The organism is Bradyrhizobium sp. FW305-F6, from assembly GCF_058782905.1.
On sequence record NZ_JBYSYD010000002.1, the window covers coordinates 736,598 to 751,869 of the forward strand.

The following is a 15,272-nucleotide window of genomic DNA, read 5'->3' on the forward strand; positions in this document are numbered from 1 at the left end:
AGGTCAACCGCGCACCGGCCGCCGCGCCATGCGAGGCGAGGCGCGCAAGGCGCGGCTGGGCTGAAGTGAGGTGAGATTGCCGACAAACTGGCGCGCGCTGTTCTCCCAGGAGCGCTCCAGCGCGAAGTTTCGGCAGGTCTCGCGCGACATCGTGAGCGCGCGCAGGCACGCGGCGCGCAGATCGTGGTCGATCGCGCCGATCGGATGATCGGCAATGACGTCCTTCGGACCCGTGACCGGAAACGCCGCCACCGGCGTGCCGCAGGCGAGCGCCTCCAGCTGCACCACGCCGAACGTGTCGGTCAGGCTCGGAAACACGAACACGTCGGCTGCGGCGAGATGCGCGGTGAGATCCGCGCCTTTCTTCTCGCCGAGGAAGATTGCGGCGGGATATTTCTTCTCCAGCGCAGCCTTTTGCGGACCGTCGCCGACGACGACCTTGGTGCCGGGCAGATCGAGCGAGAGGAACGCTTCGAGGTTCTTCTCCACCGCCACGCGCCCCATCGTCATGAAGATCGGACGCGGCAGGTCGAGCTGTGCCGGAGCATCGGGATGAAACAGCTCGGTATCGACGCCGCGCGTCCAGAAGCCGAGCCGCTTGAAGCCGCGCTCGGAGAGCTCCTGCCGCAGCGAAGGGGTCGCCACCATGGTCATGGCGGCGGCATCGTGGAAGTGGCGCAGCACGGCATAGCCGACACTTGCGGGGATGCCGGTCCGCACCGCGACATATTCCGGAAAGCGCGTTGTGTAGGACGTGGTGAAGGCAAGCCGGTTGCGGCGGCAATAGGCCCGCGCGGCCCAGCCGATCGGGCCCTCGGTCGCGATGTGCAGCGCGTCAGGCGCCGCGGCCTCGATCCGCCGCGCGATCTCCTTCGCCGAAGGCAGCGCAAAGCGCAGGCCTGGATAGGTCGGCACCGGCCAGGACGGAAAGCCGTCCGGGGTGAGGAAGGCGATCTCGACATCGAGTGCCTTGGCCGCGTTCGCCAGCGAGGTCAGCGTCCGCACCACGCCATTGACCTGCGGATGCCAGGCGTCGGTCGCGATTAATACCCGCATCGGAAAATCCCGAGAGTTTGATGATTCTCAGGCATCGACCATCAACGAAGGATATTTCAGGCGTGTGACGTCATCGAAATGTCGGCGGGCTGTTTTGTTCGTTAACGGACGCCTACGGCCACGAAACTGTCATGAAACAATCCTTGCCGCCGTGAAACCATTTTCGGCTTTCCGCGCAAATGTCCCGAAACGCTTTGCCGTTAGTGATCTTACGCAACGGAGCACCGAAACGGTGCCGCGGTGAAAAACAACACCGAGCAAACAGGGGCGATCACATGTTCAATCTGGACACCTTCAAGACCTATTCGCGCGTCGTCGCGTTCGGTGCAGTAGCGATCTCCGCGGTCGCATTCGCCGGTGCGGCCAACGCCGCTCCGATGCAGATCTTCCCGTTCTTCCAGCCGTTGCCGCCGACGGCCGCGCCCCAGCCGTTCCAGCCCTATCAACCCTATCAGGCGCCGACCTATCAGACCGAACCGTCCGAGGATCAGGACGCCGTCGAGGTGCCGGCCCGCTTCCGCCGCCAGACCGTGTCTTATGCAACGCGCGAAGCGCCGGGCACCATCATCATCGATACGCCCAACACCTATCTTTATTATGTGCTCGGCAACGGCCAGGCCTTGCGCTACGGCATCGGCGTCGGCCGCGATGGCTTCACCTGGTCCGGCATCCAGTCGGTGAGCCGCAAGGCCGAATGGCCGGCCTGGACGCCGCCGCCGGAAATGATCGCCCGCCAGCCCTATCTGCCGCGCCACATGGCCGGCGGCCCCGGCAACCCGCTGGGCGCACGCGCCATGTATCTCGGCGGCACCATCTACCGCATCCACGGCACCAACGCCCCCGAGACCATCGGCAAGCGCGTCTCCTCCGGTTGCATCCGCATGACCAACGAGGACGTCACCGACCTCTATTCCCGCGTCAACGTCGGCACCAAGGTGATCGTGCTTCCGATGACGGAGCGCCGTGCGGACCTCGGCACCGCAACGCGATAAAGCGACAGGACACGTGACGCAAACGGCCCCGGAACCCCCCGGGGCCGTATTCGTTTGCCCTCGGCATTCCCGACGCGCGCTTGCTTTGGCGCAGGTCCCCGATGGAGGCGCAAATGCAATCACGCCTGCAATCCTCATCCAGCCCATGGCTGCACGCGATCGCCGGCGCTGGAGCATTGACGGTGCTTCTGTTCGCGCCGTCCGCGCTCGCGCAGCAATCCGCGAACGACGACGCCGGCAAGCAGGCCTTCAACAATTCCTGCCGCACCTGCCACTCCATGAAGGAAGGCGACAACCGCCTCGGCCCGAATCTCAACAAGATCGTCGGACGCAAGGCCGGCTCGTTGCCGGACTACAGCTACTCCTCCGCAATGAAGGAAGCCGGCTTCAACTGGGACCAGGACAAGCTCACCCGCTTCATGGTCAAGCCGGATGAGGTCGTGTCCGGCCACAAGATGCAGCCCTATGGCGGCATCTCGGCGGAAGAGGCGGCGAAGGTGGCGGCGTATTTGCAGGCGGCATCAGGCTCGCAGTAACGGCGTAGGTGCCGCGTGCTGAGGCTTGCATAGGAAATCGCGGCGCATCCTTCGAGACGCCCGCCTATCGGCGGGCCCTCAGGATGAGGGCGGAGTGCGCGGTCGCAATTTATCCGTGGTACTTGCGCTAGGTCCTAGCTGCCAGTTAGCCTCATCCCGAGGAGCGCGCCCTTGCGCGCGTCTCGAAGGACGAGGCGTTCACACCGGGCTTATCGGCCGAGCGCGCTCCAACCACCGCGATCAGTTTGAGCCACGCCGCTGAATGAAGCGCGCTCATCAGGAGATACATCGGTGCCATACCGCTCAGCCAAGGTCCGGCGCCGCACATCGCATCCGCCGGACCGCCGCTCAGAGCCGTCAGCAGCGCCATCATCGCGAAGGTCGGCGTGGCCGCCAATGCCAGCCATCCGGCGAGGCGGCGCGCGGCGGCGACGCCGTTGAGCCTGGGGACCGCGCTGACCGGCCCCGTCATGCCCGCTCTCCCGCCGCCTCCTCGCGAAACGCCTTCTCGCCGGCATCCGAGATTTCCACCCATCTCTTGTCCGGCGCCGCGCCTTCCGTGTAGCTGTCGTGCCAGTTCCACCATTTGTAGGTCGGCGTCTGCGGATAGCCCTGCGGCGAGTCCTCCCACACCTCCTGGCGGCCGAGCGGGGTGATGTCGAGATAGTTCCAGGTGCCGCCCATCTGCTCGTCGCCGCGACTCTTGACGAAATAGGTGCGGAAGATGCGGCTGCCGTCGCGATAGAACACATTGGTGCCGTGCCATTCGCCGACGCCGAAATCGGCATCGAAGCCGTCGGTGATGGTGACCCACGGCATGGTCCAGCCCATCCGCTGCTTCAGCCTGATGATGTCGGCTTGCGGCGCGCGGGAGGCGAACACCAGCGTGGTATCGCGGGCGTTGAGATGCGCGACATGCGCGACCTGGTCGGCGACCATGGAACAGCCGCGGCAGGCGTGATCGGGCCAGCCGAACACGCCGGGCTCGAAGAAGGCGCGGTAGACGATCAGCTGCCGCCGACCCTGGAACAGGTCGTGCAGACTGAGCTTGCCGCCAGGCCCCTCGAACGCATAGGTTTTGTCGACAGCCATCCACGGCATGCGCCGACGCTCGGCAGCCAGGGCATCGCGGGCACGGGTATGCGCCTTTTCCTTCGCAAGCAATTCCAGACGCGCCGCCTCCCAGTCCTGAGGCGACACCACCGGCGGCGTCTGCATGGCGGTCTGTTCGCTGGTTCCTGCGTTCTCAACTGATGTCATGATGACTCTCCAAATTCATCTGCGCTCCTGCCAACGATGTTTGCCGGCTCGCGGCTGCGTGGTGGGAGTAACAAGTGTGGCGCGATTGACATGGAATCGCTGATCACGGCCGCAGCGCGCGCGCTGGAGGCCGGCGATCCGCTCGGCGCGCTGAACCGCGTCGCGCTGCGCAACGATGCGCCGTCGCTGGCGCTGCGCGGCATCGCGATGGCGCAGCTCGGCGATCTCGGCAAGGCGAAGACATTGCTGCGCACGGCGGCGCGTGCCTTCGGGCCGCGCGAGGCGGTGGCGCGCGCACGGTGCATCGTGGCGGAAGCCGAGATCGCGCTGGTCTCCCGCGAGCTGAACTGGCCGGTCAAGACGCTCGCGGCGGCGCGCGCGACGCTCGAAAAGCACGGCGATCTCGCCAACGCCGCCCATGCCGGCCATATCGAGGCGCGCCGGTTGCTCCTGATTGGACGCCTCGACGAGGCCGAGCGTATCCTGGTCGAGATCCGTCCGGCGCGGCTCCCGCCCGCCTCCCAAGCCGTCCGCGAGCTCGTGGTGGCCGGCATCGCCATCAGGCGGCTCAGGACGAAAGACGCGCGCGCGGCCCTCGGCCGCGCGGCGCACGCCGCGGGGTTGGCGGAAATCCCGGCACTCGCGGCTGAGGTCGACAGCGCGAACCTCGTCCTCGACACGCCGGCAGCACGCCTGATCGCACGCGGCAGCGAAAAGCCGCTCCTGCTCGGAGAGGTCGAGAGGCTGGCGACCTCGACGGCGTTCGTCGTGGACGCTTTCCATCACGTGGTACGCAGGCGAGGCGTCGTCGTGCCGCTTGGAACGCGGCCTGTGCTGTTTACGCTGGCGCGTCTGCTGGCGCAGGCGTGGCCCGCGGATGTCTCGCGAGAGACGCTGATATCGGGCGCCTTTCATGCCAGGCACGCCGACGAATCGCACCGCGCACGCTTGCGCGTCGAGATCGGACGTCTCCGTACCAAGCTCAAAGCTCTCGCCGACATCAGCGCGACGAAACAGGGCTTCGTGCTCGCGCCGCGGAAGACGCGCGACGTCCTCGTGCTGGCGCGGCCCAATGAGGAAAAGCAAGCCGCTGTTCTGGCCCTTCTCGCCGACGGCGAGCCATGGTCGAGCTCGGCGCTCGCACTTGCGCTTCGCATCAGCCCGCGCACCGTGCAGCGCAGCCTCGACGAGCTGGCGCGGTCGGGCAAGGTGCAGTCGTTCGGACACGGACGGTCGCGCCGCTGGATGACGCCGCCCGTTCCGGGTTTCCCGACAGGCTTGTTACTCCCTGTCCCGCTCCTGAAGACGTAGGATACGCGTTGAGCACAGGGATCGAGCACATGAAACGTTCGGCTGCCGAGATCGTCACGGAGTATGGGCCCTTTCCAGGAGTCGAGGACGTGCATGGCGTCACCTATGACGGCAGGCATGTCTGGTTCGCCTCCGGCGACAAGTTGAATGCCTTCGATCCGGCCGACGGCAGGATCGCGCGCTCCATCGACGTCGCCGCGCATGCGGGAACGGCGTTCGACGGCCGCCACCTGTTCCAGATCGCCGAGGATCGCATCCAGAAGATCGACGCAGCCTCGGGCAAGGTGCTCGGCACGATTCCGGCGCCGGGCGGCGGCGGCGATTCGGGTCTTGCCTGGGCCGAAGGCTCGCTCTGGGTCGGGCAATATCGTGAGCGCAAGATCCATCAGGTCGATCCCGAAACGGGAAAGGTCCTCCGCACCATCGAAAGCAAGCGCTTCGTGACCGGCGTGACCTGGGTCGACGGCGAGCTCTGGCACGGCACCTGGGAGAACGAACAGAGCGATTTACGGCGGATCGACCCGGAAACGGGCAAGGTGATCGAGCAGATCGACATGCCTGCCGGGACGATCGTGTCGGGGCTGGAATCCGACGGCAGCGATCGCTTCTTCTGCGGGGGCGGCAATCGCGGCAAGGTGAGAGCGGTCCGCCGTCCGAGGCGTTAATCTTATCGTGATTGCTTCAGGCCCGGCCAGCGCGCGTTCTCTGCCGTAAACCTGTTCGCCCCAATTCCACCCTATCGGTGCGCTCTAGCGCCTTCCTCGCCCGCCCTGTAAAATCCCCGCTGGGGCGGCTTGGGGGATTGATGCGTCTGACATTGAACCTGAAGACTATCGTAATCGGGGTCGCAGTGCTCGCGGCGTCGTTCTTCATCAGCCTGAAGGCGATGGATTGGCTCGCGCCGCGCGCCGCCAACCCGGCGCCGCCGGTCGCGCAACTGCCGCCGCTGCCGCCGGCGTCGAAGAGCTCTATCGTGGTCGCGCCGGTCGCCATCGCGCTGTCTGCGATCCGCGAGCAGGCCGAGAAGGCGGCGCCGCGTAATTTCGCCGGCAAGGCCGAGAACCCGATCTCGCAGATCCTGGAGAACGCCGACATCGGCTGGTCCGCCGTGCGCGGGCCGATGGCGACCACCGGCGACAAGGACGTGCTGACGATCTCGACGCCGCTCACCGGCAAGCTGAACGTGACGGGCTCGCTGTCGTCGAAAGCCACCGGCGCGCTCGGCGATGCGCTCGGCAGCGTGCTCGGCGGTGACGCCGCGAAGCGGATCGGCGCGGTGAACATCAAGAACCTGAATGCCAGCGCCGAGATCAAAGGCAACGTGGTCGTCACCTCGCGCCCCAAGCTCGCCGCCGCCTGGCATCTGGAGCCCAATCTCGGCGCCCAGGTCAATCTCGGCGACACCAACCTCAACGTCGCCGGCGCCAAGGTCAACGTGCCGGCGCAGGTGAAGCCGCTGATCGACAAGAATGTCGGCGAGCAGATCAACATCGTCTCCGAACGCATCCGCAACGATCCTTCGCTGCGCGAGAATGCGAAAGTGCAGTGGGCCAAGGCCTGCCGCTCGATTCCGCTGCAAGGCTCGGGCTCCGCACTGCCGCCGCTCTGGCTCGAAATGAAGCCGATCCGCGCCATCGCGGCGCAGCCGCGCGTCGACGCGCAGGCCGTGACCCTGCTGCTCGGCTTAGAGGCCGAGACACGCGTCACCGCGACGCCGACCAAGCCCGACTGTCCCTTCCCGGACAAGATCTCGATCGTGCCGCCCACCGGCACGGGCGTGAACATCGGCGTGCCGATCGACGTGCCCTTCACCGAGATCAACAAGCTGATCGCAGGGCAGATGGTCGGCCGCACCTATCCCGAGGACGGCTCCGGCCCGGTCGACGTCACCGTCAGGAGCGTCAACGTGACGCCATCGGGCGAGCGGCTGCTGATCTCGCTTCTGGTGCGCGCCAAGGAGAAGAAAAGTTGGTTCGGCCTCGGCGCGGAGGCAACCGTGCACATCTGGGGCCGGCCGGTGCTGGACCAGGCGCAGCAGACGCTGCGACTGACCGACATCGAGCTCGCGGTGGAATCGGAGGCCGCCTTCGGCCTGCTCGGCGCCGCCGCGCGCGCGGCGGTGCCGCAGATGCAGCAAGCACTGCTCCAGAGGGCGACGCTCGACCTGAAGCCGATCGCTGCCAACGCGCGCGAGAAGATCGCCGCCGCGATCGCCGACTACCAGAAGAGCGAAGACGGCCTCAAGGTCGATGCCAGGATCGACAGCCTGACGCTTGCCGACATCGCCTTCGATTCCAAGACGCTCCGCGTCGTCGCGGAAGCGGGCGGCATGCTAAATGTGTTTGTAACGAAGCTGCCGACGAAGTAGCGCGTCGTGAGGCGAACAGACGCGACAGCGCGCCCGGTGAAAACCGGGCGCGCTTCGCTGAAGTTCAGAGCCTGATTACTCCGCGTACTTGAACTGCGGCATGTTCTTCAGCTCGTCCTTGCTCGCATTGAACACGGCATGATCCGGGTACATTTTCGATGCGGACGACGTCGTCGTGGTCGCCACAGGCCTGTCGGTGCCGGTCGCAGCGCCAGTCGTCGTGCCGGCGGGCCTGGTGCCCGTGTTCGCGGTGGTCGAGGCAACGGGCTCATTGACGAACTTCAGCTTCTCGTAGGGGACGGCAACGAGATGCTCGCCCATGCCGAGGAAGCCGCCGACGCCGATCACGGCAATCTTGATGTCACCGTTCTTGTCCATCAACAGATCATTGATCGAGCCGATATTCTCGTTGGCCTCGTTGTAGACCTTCAGCCCGTCCATCTTGGACGTGCGCCACTGGCCGGTCGCGGTGGTCGAGGCAGTCGCGGCGGTGGAGGTGGTGGTCGTGGCCGTGGCCGACGGCGCGGCCTTGTCGCCGGTGGCGGTCGGCGATTGCGCAAACGCAACGGTCGTAAGCAGGGCAGTGCCGGCAAGACCGGCGACGATCGACTTCATCATGTTGTCTTCTCCTTCACAGAAAACTTGTGCAGAGAAAACAGCGCTGGCCACGCCCGGTTCCGTGAGCGCCGCAATTTCGTCGCGCATCTGCGAACGTTCCTGCGTCACTCAGGAACATTTTGCTCTGCACGGTCCCCGCCGACGATCATGCACCCTGGGAGAAGCACGACCTCGGCGGGGCTCGCGCTGACCTGCGTGGTCAGCTCTTGTAGTCGATCAGAAGCGCGGAGAAATCAGACTTGGCGGATGAGCTGCCGTTGGCACCGTAGGACGATGCCGACGATTGCGACTGCTGCAGCGCCTCCAGGAATTGCTGGAGGATCTCGGCGGTGGTCTGGTCGGTCGAGCTGCTGCTCGTGGAATCCGTCGACGTCGAATCCGAAGAGTCCTCGTCCGGCGGCGGACCGGGCGGTGGGCCGCCTGCGCCACCCGGTCCACCCGCGCCGCCCGCGAAGGCAGACTGAAACACGCTTTTCAGCTCCTCCGCCTGGTCGGATGTCAGCGTCCCGTTCGACACTTCGCTCGAGATGAGGTCGTCGATCTTCGACTGCATCTCCTCCTTGGAGGGAGGCGCGCCGCTCGATCGGCTCTGTTGGAGCGCCGTGTCGATATCCGTCAGCGCCGTCGAGAGCGCGGACTGGTCCGACGACGCGATCGTGCCGGCCGAGACTTGCGACTGCAATTCCTGCTGAAGCCGCTGCAGCGGCGATTGATGGTTGCCGGCGGAGGCCGCCGAGATCGTGGTCATGATGGCTCCCTTGGTTTTGCGGGTTTTCGCCGCGGACCACGCCACGGTATGGTTAACGGCCTTAACGAGGACTTGCCGCTCGGCGGTGGGGCGATTGCCGCCTGTTGCGGGGCCGGCGGACAGAAACAATCCGAAACAAAAATCTTCGCCATTCGGCCCGAATTTTGGACCAACAAAGCGCATGGCCACTCCCAATCCCAATATCCTGGTCGTCGAGGACGACCGCGAAACGCGGACGCTGATTGCGAAATACCTGCGCAACAACGCCTGCAACGTCACTGCCGTCGGCGACGGCCGCGAGATGTCGCGCGCGATGGCCGACCACCGCGTCGACCTCATCATCCTCGACGTCATGCTGCCCGGCGAGGACGGCCTCAGCCTGTGCCGCAAGGTGCGCGCCCAGTCACTGACGCCGATCATCATGCTGACCGCGCGCGGCGAGGACGTCGATCGCATCGTCGGCCTCGAAATGGGGGCGGACGATTACCTGCCGAAACCGTTCAATCCGCGCGAGCTGCTCGCCCGCATCAACGCGGTGCTGCGCCGCCAGGCGGCTGCGCAGGCGGCCAGCTCGGTCGAAGGCGCCTCGACGCTCGCCTTCGAAGGCTGGCGCATCGATTTGCGGCTGCGCGAATTGCGCAATCCCGAAGGCGCGCGCGTCGCGATGACCAGCGCCGAGTTCGATCTGCTCAGGACGTTCTGCGAACGGCCCGGCCGCGTGCTGTCGCGCGACAGCCTGCTCGACCTCACGCAGGGCCGCAACACCGGCTCGTTCGAGCGCTCGATCGACGTGCTGGTCAGCCGCATCCGCCGCAAGATTGAGCCCAATCCGGCCGACCCGACCCTGATCAAGACGGTGCGCTCCGGCGGCTATTTGTTCACGCCGAGAACCGAGATTGCGGGCGCCGAAGCCGAACGGGCGGAAGCGGCGAGTTCCGAAGCGGTTGCGCTCCCCCCGGGCAGTTGATGGCGCGCCGATGAAGCCGTTCGGATTCTTCCACCTCAAGGGGATCGGCGGGCAGATCGCCGTGCTGGTGCTGGCCTCGACCGCCGCGCTCCATCTCGTCGTCACCACAGCCTTCCTGATCAGCCGGCCCGACCGCCATGACGCGCCGCCGGACGCGACGCATCAACTGGCCGATGCCGCGCTGCTGCTCGGCTCGGCCGAGGCCGGCGAGCGTCCGCGCCTGCTCGCCGATCTGGCGCGCGCCTTCCCCGGGCTCGGCATCGAAATGCTGGCGCCCGGCACTGCAAACCTCGAGGACAGCGACGCCCCGCACCTGCGCGGGATGCGCCGCCAGCTCGGCCGCGCCTACGGCACCGGGCTGCTGGCGTCAGGCGGCACCGCGCCGCGCGTCGGCGTGCGATTGCCCGACGGGGCTGTGATTGTCGGCCAGGTCGATGGCGGCCCGCGGCCATGGTTCTGGGGCAGCCCGTGGCTGATGGCGCTGATGAGCACGTTCATCTGCGTCACGGTGCTCGGCCTGTGGGCCGCGCGCGCGCTGACGAGGCCGCTGTCGTCCTTCGCCGAGGCCGCGGAAAATTTCAGCCTGGACGGCACCGCCGCGCCGTTGCCCGAGCGCGGCCCGGAAGAGATCCGCTCGGCGGCGCGCGCGCTGAACCGCATGCACGAGCGCATCGCGCGGCTGATGTCGGATCGCACGCGGATGCTGGCGGCGATCAGCCACGACCTGCGCACGCCGATCACGCGGTTGCGCCTGCGCGCGGAGTTCATCGAGGACGAGGCCAACCGCAAGCGCATGCTGATGGATCTCGACCAGATGCGCGCGATGCTGGAATCGGTGCTGTCGCTGTTGCGCAACGACCGCAAGATAGAGGCCGTGACGCTGGTCGACATCGCCAGCACGCTGCAGCTGGTCGCGGACCAGTTCGGCGACATGGGCCATGTCGTACGTTACGAGGGCCCCGCATCGGCGACCGCCGCGGCGCGGCCCGACGATCTGCATCGCGGCGTCACCAACCTCGTCGAGAACGCGGTGCGCTTCGGCGCCGATGTGACCATCCGCCTCGCCGTCGCGGGCGCAACACTCGTCATCGACGTCGAGGACGACGGCCCCGGCATTTCGGATGCGCGCAAGCAGGAGATGCTGGAGCCGTTCGTGCGCGGCGACGACGCGCGCACCATGGACGAATCCACCGGCTTCGGGCTCGGCCTGTCGATCGCCCGCGCGATCGCGCTGGCCCATGGCGGCGAGCTGTCGCTGCACGACCGCGTCCCGCACGGCCTGATCGTGCGGATGCGATTGCCGATCTCGCAGGCGAGCCGGCTCGCGGCGTGATCAAGCCGCGAGCGGCGGGTGCTCGGCCGCAGCCGGATCGAAGATCGCGACCGCTTCGAAACGGTAATTGCAGGCGCGGCACGTCCAGAGGTAGGAAATCCGCCCCGCACCGGGTTCCACCCAGTCGGGCTGGTCGATCGGCGTGCCGCATTGGGCGCAAGGGTTATGTCTGGGGATGTCGGTGGTGTATGCAGTGACGAGGTCGGCTTTTGTCATGGCACCTCTCCCGATTTGCAGCGCTTGCATACTCGCTTTCGCGAGGCAGCGCGAATAGACAGGCGTGCTGTCGCGAGCGGGGTCTTCGCCCCGGCAGCTCGATTGCGCCAGCTTTGAGTCGTAACGGCGGCACGGCACCGCAAAAACATCGACGGCGGCGTTTGGCCACATCATCGCCGCGATCTCGTCGCCTAACGGCAGCGGGCGCAGGCAATTTGAGGATATCTGATGAAAATTTTACGCGTTGCCGCGCTGCTGGCGGCCGGATTGATTTTGCCGCAGGCCGCTCTTGCCGGCGAAGCCGAATATGCCGAGATGGTCGCGGCCCATGCCCGCGCCAATGGCGTGCCCGAAGCGCTGGTGCATCGCGTCATCATGCGCGAGAGCCGCTATCAGCCGCACCTCGTCGGCCGCGGCGGAACCATCGGGCTGATGCAGATCAAGCTCGCGACCGCCCGCGGGGTCGGCTACACCGGCGATGCCGCCGGCCTGCGCGATCCCAACACCAACCTCACCTACGCCGTGAAGTACCTCGCCGGCGCCTATCGCGCCGCCAATGGCGACCATACGAGAGCCGTGCGTTATTTCGCGGGCGGCTATTACTACGCCGCGAAGCGGCAGCGCCAGGAAACCGTGCAGGTCGCAAGTATGGGCGACACCATGGGCCAGGGCGGTATGGGCCAGCCTTGGCTGGAGCCGAACGGCAATCCGCAGCCGATGTTCGGCGCGCCGACGCCGCGGAAGCTCGCCCAGCGCGTCCGCAACGCGCGAGCGCAGGTTCCGCACGAACCGTCATTCCGGGGCAGTCCGCAGGACTGAACCCGGAATCTCGAGATTCTCAGGTGCGCAATTGCGCACCGGAGTTCGGCTCTTCGAGCCGCCCCGGCATGACCGGCCTGTGCCGACACGCGTTGACACCGCCCGTCACTGTCCTACATTAGCACCGTTCCGAGGGGTGCTCCGAGGAGGAGCTGAGATACCGCTAAATGGGCAATCCTGCCCAAGACCGCGGTGACCCTTTGAACCTGATCCGGGTCATGCCGGCGAAGGGACAGGGATGTTGCAGACGACCAAGCGACCGGATTCACCGGTATCCGTCATCGGCGCAGGCATTGCCGGCGCCTGGCAGGCGCTGCTGTTCGCGCAGGCCGGCCACGCCGTCACCTTGCACGAGCGCGGTGACGAGGCGATGACGGACTCGACCAGCCATTGGGCCGGCGGCATGCTCGCGCCCTATTGCGAGGCCGAGGTCGCGGAACCCATCATCAGCCGCCTCGGCTTGCGCTCGCTCGATCTGTGGCGGCGCGAGCTGCCCGACACGCCGTTCAACGGCTCGCTCGTGGTCGCCCATCCGCGCGAGCGCAACGATTTCGAGCGCTTTGCGCGCATGACCGAGGACCACCGCCGGCTCGACGCCGCAGGCCTTGCCGCGCTCGAACCGTCGCTGGAAGGCCGCTTCCGCGACGCGCTGTTCTTCCCGGCCGAAGGCCATGTCGAGCCGCGCCGCGTGCTGCCGCAACTCCACCAGCGCATCCGCGCCGCCGGCGGCACCATCCAATTCTGCAGCGACGTCACCGCGAGCGAGCTGGCCAACCTGGATCCCAAAGCCATCGTGATCGATTGCCGCGGGCTCGGTGCCCGCGACGAGCAGAGCGAGCTTCGCGGCGTCAAGGGCGAGATGATCCTGATCGAGACGGACGAGGTGCAGCTGGCGCGCCCGGTGCGGCTGATCCATCCCCGCTGGCCGCTCTACGTGATCCCGCGCGAGGACGGCCTGTTCATGCTGGGCGCGACATCGATCGAGGCCGAGGACACCGGCGTCAGCGTGCGTTCGGCGCTGGAATTGCTGGGCGCCGCCTACGCCGTGCATCCCGCGTTCGGCGAAGCCCGCATCGTCGAGTTCGGCTCGGGGCTGCGGCCCGCTTTTCCCGACAATTTGCCGCGCATCGGCGTCCGCGGCAGCCAGATCAGCGTCAACGGCCTCTACCGCCACGGCTTCCTGATCGCGCCCGCGCTCGCCGAGCTGACGCTCGCCTATGTCCAGCGCGGCCAGATCGACAACGAGGTGATGCAGTGCGCGTGATCGTCAATGGTGAGCAGCGCGAGGTGACTTCCGCCAGCGTCGACGCGCTGCTCGCCGAGCTCGACTACGAGGGCACCCATTTCGCCATCGCGCTGAACTACGACGTCGTGCCGAAAAGCCGCTGGGCCGAGACGCAGCTCAAGGCCGGCGACGAGATCGAGATCATCACGCCGCGGCAGGGAGGGTGAGGTGATGAATGCCGCCGCAAACTCCGCCGTCATCCTGAGGTGCGAGCCGCCTTCGGCTCGCCTCGAAGGATGGCCGCAAGCGGCGCCGTCATCCTTCGAGGCGCGCAAGTGCGCGCACCTCAGGATGACGGTCTGTGCAAGTCGCCTGAGAGGAAATTGAAACCATGGTGACCTTCTACGGCAAGACCTTCTCTTCCCGCCTCCTCATCGGCAGCGCGCTCTATCCCTCGCCCGCGATCATGCAGGACGCCATCCGCGCCTCCGGCGCCGGCATCGTCACGGTGTCGCTGCGGCGCGAATCCGCCGGCGGCAAGACCGGAGACGCCTTCTGGAAGCTGATCCGCGAGCTCGACGTGTCTGTGCTGCCGAACACCGCGGGATGCCGCACCGTGCGCGAGGCGGTGACGACGGCCAAGCTCGCGCGCGAATTGTTCGGCACGAACTGGATCAAGCTCGAGGTCATCGCCGACAACGACACGCTGCAGCCCGACGTCGTCGGCCTAGTCGAAGCCGCGAGCATCCTGATCAAGGACGGCTTCGAGGTGTTCCCCTATTGCACCGAGGATCTTTCGGTCGCGAACCGCCTGGTCGACGCCGGCTGCAAGGTGGTGATGCCGTGGGCCGCCCCGATCGGCAGCGCGAAGGGAATCACCAACCGCGATGCGCTAAAACTGCTGCGCGAGCGGCTGCCCGACATCACGCTGGTGGTCGATGCCGGCCTCGGCGCGCCCAGTCATGCCGCGCAGGCGCTCGAGCTCGGCTATGACGCCGTGCTGCTCAACACCGCGATCGCGAAGGCCGCCGATCCCGTCGCGATGGCGACCGCCTTCCGTCTCGGCTGCGAGGCCGGCCGCACCGCTTACGAGGCCGGGCTGATGAACGCCCGCGATTTCGCCTCCCCCTCCACCCCTGTCGTTGGGACCCCGTTCTGGCATGCAATATCCTGATCGCTTCTATCCCGTCGTCGACAGCCTGCAATGGGTCGAACGCCTGACCAGGCTCGGCGTCGGCACCATCCAGCTGCGCGCGAAGGAGCTCGACGACTCCCAGGCGCTTCAGATCGTCTCCGACGCGCTGGCGATCACCAAGGGCACGCAGGCCAAGCTGGTCGTGAACGACTATTGGCGCGCCGCGATCGTCGCCGGCGCGGAGTATCTGCATCTCGGCCAGGAGGACCTCGCTGACGCCGATCTCGGCGCGATCCGCGAGTCCGGCCTCAAGCTCGGCATCTCCACCCATGACGATTCCGAGCTTGCCACCGCCCTCGAAGCCAAGCCCGACTATGTCGCCCTCGGCCCGATCTTCTTCACCACGCTGAAGTCGATGCGCTTCGAGCCGCAGGGCATTCCGAAGATCACGGAATGGAAAAAGCGCATCGGCGCCATCCCGCTGGTCGCGATCGGCGGCATCAAGTTCGAGCACGCCGCGGAGATCTTCGCCGCCGGCGCGGATTCGATCGCGGTTGTCTCGGACGTCACCCAGAACCGCGACCCCGATGCCCGCGTGCGGCAATGGCTCGGCCTGAAGGAGGCAGAGTGATGCGCCTCGCTCTCACCTCACCCACGCTGTCATCGCCCGGCTTGACCGGGCGATCCA

General features: G+C 66.7%; 18 protein-coding genes and 1 riboswitch. Of the genes, 12 read left to right on the forward strand and 6 right to left on the reverse strand.

Annotation, left to right across the window (positions count from 1 at the left end; translation table 11 throughout):
* Positions 1-3 precede the first annotated feature (3 nt).
* On the reverse strand, positions 4-1,056 hold the full coding sequence (locus AC3WLX_RS14770; protein WP_492336494.1) for a glycosyltransferase family 4 protein: 1,053 nt from the start codon (positions 1,054-1,056) through the stop codon (positions 4-6).
* Between the two features lie 275 nt (positions 1,057-1,331).
* On the opposite strand from AC3WLX_RS14770, the gene AC3WLX_RS14775 reads away from it, so the two are divergent.
* Together AC3WLX_RS14775 and AC3WLX_RS14780 are read left to right on the forward strand one after the other, a co-directional pair.
* Positions 1,332-2,048 (forward strand): L,D-transpeptidase, encoded by a 717-nt coding sequence (locus AC3WLX_RS14775; RefSeq protein ID WP_291631643.1) that lies wholly within the window; start codon positions 1,332-1,334, stop codon positions 2,046-2,048.
* A gap of 113 nt (positions 2,049-2,161) precedes the next feature.
* Entirely contained in the window at positions 2,162-2,584 is a 423-nt protein-coding gene (locus AC3WLX_RS14780; RefSeq protein ID WP_492336495.1) for a c-type cytochrome, read from the forward strand.
* Between the two features lie 151 nt (positions 2,585-2,735).
* Here the strand turns inward: AC3WLX_RS14780 and AC3WLX_RS14785 are convergent, their stop codons facing one another.
* Both AC3WLX_RS14785 and AC3WLX_RS14790 read right to left on the reverse strand, forming a co-directional pair.
* Positions 2,736-3,056, reverse strand: coding sequence for a hypothetical protein (locus tag AC3WLX_RS14785; protein ID WP_492336496.1), 321 nt, complete (start codon positions 3,054-3,056; stop codon positions 2,736-2,738).
* Positions 3,053-3,847 carry a DUF899 domain-containing protein gene (locus tag AC3WLX_RS14790; RefSeq protein ID WP_492337293.1) on the reverse strand — a complete coding sequence of 265 codons (795 nt, stop codon included), beginning with the start codon at positions 3,845-3,847 and terminating at the stop codon, positions 3,053-3,055. Before AC3WLX_RS14790 ends, AC3WLX_RS14785 begins: the two co-directional genes overlap by 4 nt.
* 87 nt (positions 3,848-3,934) lie before the next feature.
* Here AC3WLX_RS14790 and AC3WLX_RS14795 point away from each other — a divergent pair, with 87 nt between their 5' ends.
* The 3 genes from AC3WLX_RS14795 (at position 3,935) to AC3WLX_RS14805 (ending at position 7,523) form a co-directional block, all read left to right on the forward strand.
* Positions 3,935-5,155 carry a helix-turn-helix domain-containing protein gene (locus tag AC3WLX_RS14795; protein ID WP_492336497.1) on the forward strand — a complete coding sequence of 407 codons (1,221 nt, stop codon included), beginning with the start codon at positions 3,935-3,937 and terminating at the stop codon, positions 5,153-5,155.
* Positions 5,156-5,184: 29 nt separating this feature from the next.
* Positions 5,185-5,820, forward strand: a complete 636-nt coding sequence (locus tag AC3WLX_RS14800) for a Vgb family protein (RefSeq protein ID WP_492336498.1) — start codon at positions 5,185-5,187, stop codon at positions 5,818-5,820.
* A 140-nt stretch (positions 5,821-5,960) separates the two neighbouring features.
* The gene (locus tag AC3WLX_RS14805) at positions 5,961-7,523 is read left to right on the forward strand and encodes a DUF4403 family protein (protein WP_492336499.1); all 1,563 of its coding nucleotides are present in this window, start codon (positions 5,961-5,963) and stop codon (positions 7,521-7,523) included.
* A 75-nt stretch (positions 7,524-7,598) separates the two neighbouring features.
* On the opposite strand, the gene AC3WLX_RS14810 is transcribed toward AC3WLX_RS14805, so the two are convergent.
* Together AC3WLX_RS14810 and AC3WLX_RS14815 are read right to left on the reverse strand one after the other, a co-directional pair.
* Positions 7,599-8,141: a PRC-barrel domain-containing protein gene (locus AC3WLX_RS14810; protein ID WP_291624666.1), complete on the reverse strand. Its 543-nt coding sequence runs from the start codon at positions 8,139-8,141 to the stop codon at positions 7,599-7,601.
* Positions 8,142-8,340: 199 nt separating this feature from the next.
* Positions 8,341-8,889, reverse strand: a complete 549-nt coding sequence (locus AC3WLX_RS14815) for a hypothetical protein (RefSeq protein ID WP_492336500.1) — start codon at positions 8,887-8,889, stop codon at positions 8,341-8,343.
* A 181-nt stretch (positions 8,890-9,070) separates the two neighbouring features.
* On the opposite strand from AC3WLX_RS14815, the gene AC3WLX_RS14820 reads away from it, so the two are divergent.
* Positions 9,071-9,856, forward strand: a complete 786-nt coding sequence (locus AC3WLX_RS14820) for a response regulator (RefSeq protein ID WP_291624668.1) — start codon at positions 9,071-9,073, stop codon at positions 9,854-9,856.
* A gap of 10 nt (positions 9,857-9,866) precedes the next feature.
* Complete coding sequence (locus AC3WLX_RS14825) at positions 9,867-11,189, forward strand: ATP-binding protein (RefSeq protein WP_492336501.1); 1,323 nt, start codon at positions 9,867-9,869, stop codon at positions 11,187-11,189.
* Here the strand turns inward: AC3WLX_RS14825 and AC3WLX_RS14830 are convergent, their stop codons facing one another.
* Positions 11,190-11,405: a hypothetical protein gene (locus tag AC3WLX_RS14830; RefSeq protein ID WP_492336502.1), complete on the reverse strand. Its 216-nt coding sequence runs from the start codon at positions 11,403-11,405 to the stop codon at positions 11,190-11,192.
* Positions 11,406-11,633: 228 nt separating this feature from the next.
* Here AC3WLX_RS14830 and AC3WLX_RS14835 point away from each other — a divergent pair, with 228 nt between their 5' ends.
* The 5 genes from AC3WLX_RS14835 (at position 11,634) to AC3WLX_RS14855 (ending at position 15,215) form a co-directional block, all read left to right on the forward strand.
* A complete protein-coding gene (locus AC3WLX_RS14835) occupies positions 11,634-12,224 on the forward strand; it encodes a transglycosylase SLT domain-containing protein (protein WP_492336503.1) in 591 nt (196 codons plus the stop codon).
* Between the two features lie 122 nt (positions 12,225-12,346).
* Positions 12,347-12,475: riboswitch (TPP riboswitch) on the forward strand.
* Positions 12,463-13,488, forward strand: coding sequence for an FAD-dependent oxidoreductase (locus AC3WLX_RS14840; protein WP_492336504.1), 1,026 nt, complete (start codon positions 12,463-12,465; stop codon positions 13,486-13,488). Its footprint overlaps the riboswitch before it by 13 nt.
* Positions 13,479-13,676: a sulfur carrier protein ThiS gene (gene thiS / locus AC3WLX_RS14845; RefSeq protein ID WP_492336505.1), complete on the forward strand. Its 198-nt coding sequence runs from the start codon at positions 13,479-13,481 to the stop codon at positions 13,674-13,676. Before AC3WLX_RS14840 ends, thiS begins: the two co-directional genes overlap by 10 nt.
* A gap of 164 nt (positions 13,677-13,840) precedes the next feature.
* Positions 13,841-14,623 carry a thiazole synthase gene (locus AC3WLX_RS14850; RefSeq protein ID WP_492336506.1) on the forward strand — a complete coding sequence of 261 codons (783 nt, stop codon included), beginning with the start codon at positions 13,841-13,843 and terminating at the stop codon, positions 14,621-14,623.
* Positions 14,610-15,215, forward strand: a complete 606-nt coding sequence (locus AC3WLX_RS14855; protein ID WP_492336507.1) for a thiamine phosphate synthase — start codon at positions 14,610-14,612, stop codon at positions 15,213-15,215. The genes AC3WLX_RS14850 and AC3WLX_RS14855 overlap by 14 nt, the downstream gene beginning before the upstream one ends.
* Positions 15,216-15,272: the final 57 nt, after the last annotated feature.

Excerpts from the sequence above, each read along its gene's own strand:
- AC3WLX_RS14795 (WP_492336497.1), top strand. The coding sequence starts at position 3,935 with ATGGAATCGCTGATCACGGCCGCAGCGCGCGCGCTGGAGGCCGGCGAT.
- AC3WLX_RS14825 (WP_492336501.1), top strand. The coding sequence starts at position 9,867 with ATGAAGCCGTTCGGATTCTTCCACCTCAAGGGGATCGGCGGGCAGATC.
- AC3WLX_RS14855 (WP_492336507.1), top strand. The coding sequence starts at position 14,610 with ATGCAATATCCTGATCGCTTCTATCCCGTCGTCGACAGCCTGCAATGG.
- AC3WLX_RS14840 (WP_492336504.1), top strand. The coding sequence starts at position 12,463 with ATGTTGCAGACGACCAAGCGACCGGATTCACCGGTATCCGTCATCGGC.
- AC3WLX_RS14775 (WP_291631643.1), top strand. The coding sequence starts at position 1,332 with ATGTTCAATCTGGACACCTTCAAGACCTATTCGCGCGTCGTCGCGTTC.
- AC3WLX_RS14810 (WP_291624666.1), bottom strand. The coding sequence starts at position 8,141 with ATGATGAAGTCGATCGTCGCCGGTCTTGCCGGCACTGCCCTGCTTACG.
- AC3WLX_RS14815 (WP_492336500.1), bottom strand. The coding sequence starts at position 8,889 with ATGACCACGATCTCGGCGGCCTCCGCCGGCAACCATCAATCGCCGCTG.
- AC3WLX_RS14805 (WP_492336499.1), top strand. The coding sequence starts at position 5,961 with ATGCGTCTGACATTGAACCTGAAGACTATCGTAATCGGGGTCGCAGTG.
- AC3WLX_RS14820 (WP_291624668.1), top strand. The coding sequence starts at position 9,071 with ATGGCCACTCCCAATCCCAATATCCTGGTCGTCGAGGACGACCGCGAA.
- AC3WLX_RS14785 (WP_492336496.1), bottom strand. The coding sequence starts at position 3,056 with ATGACGGGGCCGGTCAGCGCGGTCCCCAGGCTCAACGGCGTCGCCGCC.
- AC3WLX_RS14850 (WP_492336506.1), top strand. The coding sequence starts at position 13,841 with ATGGTGACCTTCTACGGCAAGACCTTCTCTTCCCGCCTCCTCATCGGC.
- AC3WLX_RS14780 (WP_492336495.1), top strand. The coding sequence starts at position 2,162 with ATGCAATCACGCCTGCAATCCTCATCCAGCCCATGGCTGCACGCGATC.
- AC3WLX_RS14800 (WP_492336498.1), top strand. The coding sequence starts at position 5,185 with ATGAAACGTTCGGCTGCCGAGATCGTCACGGAGTATGGGCCCTTTCCA.
- AC3WLX_RS14835 (WP_492336503.1), top strand. The coding sequence starts at position 11,634 with ATGAAAATTTTACGCGTTGCCGCGCTGCTGGCGGCCGGATTGATTTTG.
- AC3WLX_RS14830 (WP_492336502.1), bottom strand. The coding sequence starts at position 11,405 with ATGACAAAAGCCGACCTCGTCACTGCATACACCACCGACATCCCCAGA.
- AC3WLX_RS14770 (WP_492336494.1), bottom strand. The coding sequence starts at position 1,056 with ATGCGGGTATTAATCGCGACCGACGCCTGGCATCCGCAGGTCAATGGC.